Genomic DNA, 8,966 nt, shown 5'->3' with positions numbered 1-8,966 from the left:
AGTCAGTACATGTGCTGAATGACACACCGCTTTCGCGAGCAGGCTCGCTCCCACAGTTGGATTTTTGTCAGGCGCAGGATGGGTGTGTACGTATCCGTTATTGCGGTAACGGCCACTGACGGCTCTGCTTTTGCAGTCACCGAGGGGGCCTGACGACCGACCTGGCTTTTGCAGATATACCCCATCCCCTGTGGTAGCGAGCAGGCCCGCTCCCACCGTTCCCCCTGAAATTGGGTGAGAACTTTCCCCGCTAGCGGGTGCCATTCCCCAGTCTTTATTCCCGGTCATGGCACATTGATGTTGATAAGCCATTGTTTTATTGGGTTTAACACTTTCGTATAAAACAGTTACAAATCTGGCGAGGCATTTGCAAAGGCACCATCACCCCCTTCACGCATACGAGGCGGCTGGTGATGGACAGAAAAGCGCGGTATCCCTTCAAGTGGTTGTTGACGCCGTTGAGCGTTGCTTTATCGATGACATTAAGCACAGGGATGCTGCGCGCCAGCCCGATCGACGATGAGCGACAGCCAGAGCCGTCCGATCCCTCGGCTTACTACGACGAGCCGGCCGACAAGGCCGGCGCCTTGAATGCCATCCTGACCATGCCCGAGGCCAACGAAGATTCCTTCGACTTGCCCGATGGCGTCAAAGGCACCCGCGACACTGAGCGTGTGGAAAACCAGCTGCCGCCGTCGCAGCAGACCAGTTTCAACTACCCCACCAATGGCAAGCCGAGCCCGCTATTCGGGGCTCAGCCATTCACCCAGCAAATGATGCTGTTTGAAGAGTTCGGACCGGAAAAGCTCGACCCCACCACGCCGGCCGCGCAACTTCCGTTTCCACCGCCAGGCATCGGTCCGTTGCCGGCCCAGGACCCCAACAGCGCTGCTCGCAGTGCACCGCCGGGCCTGGCCCTCGATACTTTTCTGCGTCAACCGGGGCTGACGCCGTTTCCCGGCCAATACTCCAACACCGTCGATCGCAACCCGTGGCAGGCGCAGATCGAATACTTCCTCAACCGCCATATCGGTTCGTCGGCCGAAGGTCGTCCGCCAGGAAAGGGCTGGTCCCATCAGCGCTGGAACGAGTTCTACCCGCAGAACGCCTACAAGACCGTGCAAACCGGCATTCGGACTAACGGAGGCCTGCGTGACGATCGGCAAATGCACCATTACGCCATGGGTGAGTTCGGCCCCGGAGGCCTCTATCACAACGTTGCTGGCATACCGGCAACGGACGGCACCGCCAAGGGCATCGAGCCGCGTCTGCATCCGCTCATGCCGGTGCAGAACCACAACTCGGTGTGGACTTTCGACGGCACGCTGCCGCCCAAACTCTTGATGGTGCGATACGGTCAACCGGTGCTGATGCGCCATTACAACGGCTTGCCCATCGACCCGTCGGCCAACATGGGTTTCGGCCTGCACACCATCAGCACCCATGAACACAACGGCCACGCACCGGCGGAAAGCGACGGCTATGCCAACGCGTTTTTCTTCCCCGGGCAGTATTACGACTATCGCTGGCCGATCCAGTTGGCCGGTTACGACAGCATCAACACCAAGGCGGAAGATCCGCGCGCGGCATTCCCGTGTTCGCCGGGCGAAACCCTGTGGACCAACGACATGAGCCCGGGCCTGAAGACTTGCGACCATGGCACGATCAAGATTCGCGGCGACTGGCGCGAAACCATGAGCACCCACTGGTTCCACGACCACATGCTCGATTTCACCGCGCAGAACGTCTACAAGGGCAACGCGGCGATGATGAACTACTACAGCGCCCTGGACCGCGGTAACGAGTCGGTGAACGACGGCGTCAACCTGCGTTTCCCCAGCGGCAGCGCCATGCCTTGGGGTAACCGTGACTACGACGTCAACCTGGTGTTTGCCGACAAGGCCTGGGATCAGAACGGTCAGTTGTGGTTCAACCCGTTCAACACCGACGGCTTCCTCGGTGACCAGGTGGTGGTCAACTGGGGCTGGAAACCGACGCTGGATGTGCGCGCCCGCAGCTATCGGTTCCGCATGCTCAACGGTTCGGTGTCGCGTTACTTCAAACTGGCGCTCGTGCGGGAAATCAAGGGCACCAGTGGCGAATTCCAGGGGCCCAAAGGCTCGGGTGTGTCCTATGCCCGGGTGCCGTTCCACATGATCGCAAACGACGGCAACATCATGGAGCATGCCGTGCCGTTCGACGGCACCATGGATCTGGACGCCGATGGCGACAAACAGAACCACAACGCCATCCTGCCGACCCAGGGCATCGCCGAGCGTTTCGACATCATCGTCAACTTCGCGAAAAGCGGCATCAAGCCAGGGGACAAGGTCTTCTTCGTCAACCTGCTGGCCCATGACGACGGCAAAGGCCCGAAAGAGCCGATTGCCCTGGCCGACGTGCTGTCCGAGAACTACAAGGCTGTGATCAAGCAAACGAGCAAAGGACCGCAGTGGGACAAGGGCGACCCGGCGGTGGGCAAGGTGTTGCAACTCAACGTCAAGGCCTACACCGGTCAGGACCTGGCCATGGACCCCGCCGCCTACGAGCCGGCCAAACCGGGCAAGGCGGAAGGCCTGGTGATGATCCCGCTGAAAATCCATCGCGACAACGCCGCCGACAAGGCACTGCTGGCCAATGCCCGTCACCGCACCTTCACCTTCGGCCGTTCCGACGGCACGGATGAAGCACCCTGGACGGTCAAGACCGATGGCGGCTTCGGCTACCACATGGACCCTCGTCGCCTGAACGCGTCCACCCAGCTGAAAACAGGCCCTACCGATGCCGGCACCAGCGGTTTCGGCACCCTGGAGGTTTGGAACATCAAGGCGGGCGGCACGGGCTGGAGTCACCCGGTGCATGTGCACTTCGAGGAAGGGATCATCCTCAGCCGCGGCGGCAAGGCGCCACCGGAATGGGAAAAGTGGGCGCGCAAGGACGTGTACCGCATCGGATCGGAAAAGGACGGGCTGGACAGCGTGGAAATGGCGATCAACTTCCGCGAGTTCGCCGGGACCTACATGGAGCACTGTCACAACACCCAGCATGAGGACAACTCGATGCTGCTGCGTTGGGACCTTGAGAAGCCCGGTCAATTCCAGTTGATGCCGACACCGCTGCCAAGCTGGGATGGTGTGCGCTACGTGAACTCTGCCGCACTGCCAACCTTCCGCAGCGGCGACGGCATGGGCCCACAAGTGACGGTCAAAAAATAAATCGAGAGGGTGTCGACATGAAGTTGCATACACCGCGTTCACGTGCCTTGCTCATGCATCTGGTGCTGCTGTTGGCCACCGGCTTGCTGGTCAGCCAACTGCTGGTCGCCAACCAGGCGCCGTCGACACCCGCTCCCTTACCGACCGCCGCACCGGCCGAAACCGCCGTGGTCGACTCCGCCACCCCCTGGGGCGCCGACTACTTCCCCAACACCCTGCTGACCGACCAGAACGGTCGGCAGGTGCGTTTTTTCGATGACCTGATCAAGGGCAAGGTGGTGGTGATCAATTTCATCTTCACCTCGTGCAGCGACTCTTGCCCGCTGGAAACCGCGCGTTTGCGCCAGGTGCAGAAACTGCTCGGCGACCGGGTCGGCAAGGACATCTTCTTCTACTCCATCAGCATCGATCCCTTGAGCGACACCCCCGAGGTGCTCAAGGCCTATGCGCAACGCTTTCAGGTCGGGCCCGGCTGGCAGTTCCTCACCGGGGAATTCGCCGATGTCACCGAGTTGCGGCAAAAACTCGGGTTGTTCATTGACGGCGTCGACAATGGACGCAGCAAGGACCACAACCTGAGCCTGATCGTCGGCAACCAGGAAACCGGTCGCTGGATGAAGGCTTCGCCTTTCGAGAACCCGTGGATACTCGCCGACCAGTTGGCCAACACCTTGCATAACTGGAAGGAACGGAGCATTGCGCAGAGCTACGACAAGGCCCCGGAAATACGTCCGCCGAGCAATGGCGAAGAACTGTTCCGTACCCGTTGCGCCTCGTGCCATAGCCTCGGCCCGACGGACGGACAGGGCATCGGCCTGCGCAGCATCGGCCCGGACCTGATCGGCGTGACTCGACAACGCGATCCAGCCTGGCTCAACCGCTGGATCCGTGAGCCGGATCGCATGCTCGCGGAAAAAGACCCGCTCGCGATGGAGCTGTACGAACGCTTCAACAGGATTCCGATGCCCAACCTGCGCATGGATGAGCGTTCGGCCCAGTCGATCATCGCGTTTCTGGAAGAGGAAACCGATCGCCAGCATCCACCGGCGACCCCACTGGCTGCCAGCGAAGAGCCCGAACACCATCATGCCGTCGCAGGGCCTGACAAGGTTCAGGAACAGACCCAGGTGCAATAGTGGCGAAATAACACTTGCTCGACCGTCGGTCGCGATCAATGCCACCTACACTGATCCAGAGCACGACAGAAGTGGCTTGATCACAGCAACCAGGACACATGAATGCAGATGCTGGAAGAACAAAAAAAACCTGCGCCGACTCCACCGGCAACAGCAAGCAAGGATTGGCGACCGCCGTTCAATTTGGTGCGTTGGTTTTCCCTGGCGAGTTTTTTCATCATCGCCGCCGTGGCACTGGGGCTGGGTTACATCTCCACGCGTTTCGTGGTGGAAGAGAGCATTGAGCGCGATTCGATGCTGACCGCGCAATTCATTCAGGCCATTGGCGATGCCGAGATTCGGCACGCCTCCATTCAGCCGAACAGAACCATGGGTGAAATGCTCGACCCGCGTGAGGACAACGCCTATCCCGATGTGAATCCGGCGACCCGTGCGAGTGCGCGCATCGAGTTTCTCGATCATGTGGAGCATCTGCCGGACATTCTGCTGGCCACGGTGTACGCCCTCGACCGTACGGTGGTCTGGTCGACCAACCCGGAGCTGATCGGCGCGCGCATCGAGGGTGACGATGAGCTGGACGAGTCCTTCGAAATGAAGGAAGCGGTGTCGACCAGCTACCACGAAATCGATGAAGAAAAACCCGAACAACGTTTGCTGCGTGAACCGCAATACCTGTTCATCGAGAACTACATCCCGATGTTCAACGCCGACAAAAGCAAAGTGATTGCCATGGTGGAAATCTACAAGGAACCGGTGGACCTGGTGGAACGCATCCAGCGCGGGTTCAAGGCGATCTGGCTGGCGACGCTGCTCGGTGGCGCGGCGATTTACCTGGGGTTGTTCTGGATCGTGCGACGCGCGGCCATGCTGCTGCAGAGTCAGCAGAAGCAACTGGTGGCCAACGAAACCTTTGTTGCCTTGGGCGAGATGTCCTCGGCGGTGGCCCACAGCCTGCGCAATCCGCTGGCGAACATCCGTTCCAGCGCTGAACTGGCCCAGGAAATCGGCAGCCAGGGCGCGCAGAAAAACATCGGCGACATCATCGGCCAGGTCGATCGCATGTCGCGCTGGGTGCGTGAGTTGCTGGTGTCGTTGCGGCCGATGAATGACGATCATGAAAACGTCGACCTGGTGCTGACCATCGACGACGCCCTGGGTGCCTTCGAGCCGTTGATCAAGCGTTCGAACGTCGAGGTGCGCTTCACCCCCAAAAGCGTGCCACCGGTCGTCAGCCAACAGGTGCTGCTTACACAAATACTCAATAGCCTGTTTGCCAACGCCCTGGAAGCCATGCCCACCGGTGGCGTGTTGAGTATCGACATTGAAACACCGGTATCCGGGCAGGTGAGCATGATTCTCAATGACACCGGCAAGGGCATGACCAAACAGCAACAGCAGATGGTCTTCAAGCCGTTTTTCACCACCAAACAAGGCGGGCTGGGCGTGGGGCTGGCGCTGGTCAAAAGAATAATGGAGCGTTTCGAAGGCTCGGTCCAACTGACCAGCCAGGAGCAGGAAGGAACCCGCGTTTGTCTGAATTTTAAAGTGGCAACGGGAGGGGAATATGGAACACAGCATACTGCTGGTCGAGGATGATGAACTCCTCGCCGAGAATATTCAGACGTACCTGGAGCGCAAGGACTTCGAGGTGACCGTCTGCCACTCGGCTGAAGACGCACTGGATCAATTGAAGACTTTCGTTCCCGATGTGGTGCTGACCGACAACTCGTTGCCCGGTATGAGCGGGCATGATCTGATCCAGAAGCTGCGCATCAGCACGCCGGACCTGAAAGTGATCATGATGACCGGCTACGGCAACGTCGAGGATGCCGTGGTGGCGATGAAGGAAGGCGCGTTCCACTACGTGACCAAACCGGTGGCGCTGCCGGAGCTCAAGCTGCTGCTGGACAAGGCCCTGGCCACCGAGCGGATGGAGCGCACGCTGTCGTTCTATCAGGAACGCGAGGCGCAGAAGTCCGGGGTGCAGGCGCTGATTGGCGAATCGGCGCCGATGATTTACCTCAAGGGCACCATCTCGCAGTTGCTCGATGCCGAGCGCCGGATGGCCAACACCGACCTTCCCCCCGTGCTCGTGGAAGGCGAAACCGGCACCGGCAAGGAACTGGTGGCCCGCGCCCTGCATTTCGACGGCCCGCGCGCCAAGGGGCCATTCATTGAATTCAACTGCGCCTCGATTCCGGCCAACCTGGTGGAATCGGAACTCTTCGGTCACGAGAAGGGCGCCTTTACCGACGCCAAGGATCGTCGGGTCGGGCTGGTGGAAGCAGCCGATGGCGGGACGCTGTTTCTCGACGAAATCGGTGAAATGGATCTGCTGTTGCAAGCCAAGCTGCTGAAACTGCTGGAGGATCGGACGATTCGCCGGGTCGGGGCGGTCAAGGAGCGCAAGGTCGATCTGCGGGTGATCAGCGCCACCAACTGCAACCTCGAACAAATGGTCCAGCAGGGCAAGTTCCGCCGCGACCTGTTTTTCCGCTTGCGCATCATCTCGATCAAGGTGCCGCGCCTGTATGCCCGCGGTGAAGATATCCTGCTGCTGGCCCGGCACTTCCTGGCGGCACACGGCAAACGCTATGGCAAACCGCACCTGCGCTTCAGCGATCAGGCCGAAGAGTTGCTGCTCAATTACAGCTGGCCAGGCAATGTGCGCGAGTTGCGCAACATGCTGGAGCAGACCGTGCTGCTGGCGCAAAGCGACATCATCGCCGCGCATCAGCTCAACGTCTGCATGAGCCTGGTGGACGAGCCGCCACTGTTTCAGCACGAAATTCCTGCCAGCGAACCGCGTGCGGCCTACAACGGCACCGAATCGATGAATCTGCCGGAAGTTGAACGCGACATGGTGCGCAAGATGCTCGACAAGACCGACTGGAACGTCACCAAGTCCGCACGCTTGCTGGGCCTGAGCCGCGACATGCTGCGCTACCGGATTGAAAAACTCGGCCTTGCACGGCCGGACAAACGGCAGTGGTAATTGTTTCAGGAGCGAGCTTGCTCGCGATGAACGTTCGGGCGACGCGGGCAGCCGGGCAGGGCGCGTTATCGTTGACCACCATCGCGAGCAAGCTCGCTCCTACAAGGCCGGTCCTGGAGTGCTCAGGCAGGCCAGCATGCACGTCGGGTCGATGATTTCCTGGTTCACGTAGACGCCACGCTCCGAATCGTAGGTGCGAATGAACACACGCACGGTGGCATCGGCCACCGTCGGCAACTGGGAATCGTAAAACACGTGCTCGCTGGAGACCGGGGTAAACGTCTGCGGCGATGTCGGGATGTACGAGCCCGGCGGTACGGTGCTCAATGAGGGAGGAGCGGGGTGGGCGAAGGGTTGGTCGGCCCCGTAATAGTTGAATTCACTGCTCGACTGCTCGGTTTGCATCGGGCTGTCGTCCGCTTGCGCACAGGCGGCGGTCAGGCAAAGGGCAAGCAACAGCGTCTGTTCGATCGTGTTCATGGCAACACCTGTGGCATCGGTTTTCGCGCGAATCCCCAAGGTGAATAACTATAGCGCTCTCTGTGGGAGCGAGCCTGTGGCGAGGGGATTTATCCCCGTTGGGCTGCGCAGCGGCCCTAAATCCTGCCATCGCAGTCTTTCAGGCAGAGCGTGTGTGAAGGCTTAACGACTGCTGCGCAGCCCAACGGGGATAAATCCCCTCGCCACAGGGCTGCTACAGTCGTGGGTCAAACCTTCGACTTGGACGCGTGCAATGGAAATGCCGACAAAAGAAAACGCCATCGCCAGTAATCGCGAGGCCTGGAACGACTCCGCTCGCCATCACAAAGACAGCCCTGAATGGCCCGTTCTCTGGAACGCTGTGGCCCGCGCGGATTTTTCCTGCCTGGATGACACCTTGACCGCTGTGCTGGCCGAGGTCGGGGTCGAGGGCAAGGAGGTGGTGCAACTGGGCTGCAACAATGGCCGCGAAAGTCTTTCCCTGTTCGCCCTGGGCGCCCGGCAGGTGGTCGGTGTCGATCAGTCCCTGGCGTTTCTCGATCAGGCGCGGGAGCTGGCCTCACGCTCGCCCCATGGGCCCGAATTCATCGAGGCCGACTTTCACCGTTTGCCACTTGAGTTGCAGGGACGCTTCGACCTGGCGTTGATCACCATAGGGGTGATGAACTGGATGCCGGATATCGGCGAATTCTTCCGTCATGTCGCGCAAACGCTGAGGCCGGGCGGGGCGCTGGTGGTGTACGAAACCCATCCGTTCCTGGAAATGTTCGACCCCGAATCCACCGACCCCTTCGCCTTGGCCAGTTCGTATTTTCGCCGCGAGCCTTTCGTGCAGACCGAGCCGATCGTCTACGAAGGCAAGGTCGAACAACAGGCTGCGCCGTCGTACTGGTTCGTCCATACCTTGGGCGCCATCTTCAATGGCGCCATTGCCGCGGGGTTGAACATCCGCGATTTCAAGGAATACCCGCACTCCAACCGCGAGGAACTGTACGACCGCTATGAACGGCGCGAGGCGCAGTTGCCGATGTGCTTTACGTTGGTCGCGCAGAAGGGCTGATTGACGGGGTGCTCCGACTGACGCCTTCGCGAGCAGGCTCGCTCCCACATTTTTGATCAGGTCGAACACAAATCCTGTGT

Annotated in this window: 6 protein-coding genes; 5 read left to right on the top strand and 1 reads right to left on the bottom strand. The window is 60.2% G+C overall.

Translation table 11 applies throughout. The features are described from left to right. Positions 1 to 413 precede the first annotated feature (413 nt). The 4 genes from HNQ83_RS26910 to HNQ83_RS26895 all read left to right on the top strand — a co-directional run bounded on the left by HNQ83_RS26910 (position 414) and on the right by HNQ83_RS26895 (position 7,346). On the top strand, positions 414 to 3,215 hold the full coding sequence (locus tag HNQ83_RS26910) for a multicopper oxidase domain-containing protein (protein WP_175391884.1): 2,802 nt from the start codon (positions 414 to 416) through the stop codon (positions 3,213 to 3,215). A 17-nt stretch (positions 3,216 to 3,232) separates the two neighbouring features. After that, on the top strand, positions 3,233 to 4,351 hold the full coding sequence (locus HNQ83_RS26905; RefSeq protein WP_175391883.1) for an SCO family protein: 1,119 nt from the start codon (positions 3,233 to 3,235) through the stop codon (positions 4,349 to 4,351). 102 nt (positions 4,352 to 4,453) lie between these two features. Then, positions 4,454 to 5,947 (top strand): sensor histidine kinase, encoded by a 1,494-nt coding sequence (locus HNQ83_RS26900; RefSeq protein ID WP_175391882.1) that lies wholly within the window; start codon positions 4,454 to 4,456, stop codon positions 5,945 to 5,947. Beyond that, the gene (locus tag HNQ83_RS26895; protein WP_175391881.1) at positions 5,916 to 7,346 is read left to right on the top strand and encodes a sigma-54 dependent transcriptional regulator; all 1,431 of its coding nucleotides are present in this window, start codon (positions 5,916 to 5,918) and stop codon (positions 7,344 to 7,346) included. Before HNQ83_RS26900 ends, HNQ83_RS26895 begins: the two co-directional genes overlap by 32 nt. A gap of 99 nt (positions 7,347 to 7,445) precedes the next feature. Here HNQ83_RS26895 and HNQ83_RS26890 read toward each other — a convergent pair whose 3' ends face one another. Further along, on the bottom strand, positions 7,446 to 7,826 hold the full coding sequence (locus tag HNQ83_RS26890; RefSeq protein ID WP_175391880.1) for a hypothetical protein: 381 nt from the start codon (positions 7,824 to 7,826) through the stop codon (positions 7,446 to 7,448). A gap of 253 nt (positions 7,827 to 8,079) precedes the next feature. Between HNQ83_RS26890 and HNQ83_RS26885 the strand changes: the two genes are divergently transcribed. After that, a complete protein-coding gene (locus HNQ83_RS26885; RefSeq protein WP_175391879.1) occupies positions 8,080 to 8,886 on the top strand; it encodes a bifunctional 2-polyprenyl-6-hydroxyphenol methylase/3-demethylubiquinol 3-O-methyltransferase UbiG in 807 nt (268 codons plus the stop codon). Positions 8,887 to 8,966 lie beyond the last annotated feature (80 nt).

This window comes from Pseudomonas sp. C2B4, assembly GCF_013359695.1.
GTDB lineage: Bacteria > Pseudomonadota > Gammaproteobacteria > Pseudomonadales > Pseudomonadaceae > Aquipseudomonas.
Note: the sequence above shows the minus strand (reverse complement) of the source record. Positions and strands in the feature narration are given on the sequence as shown.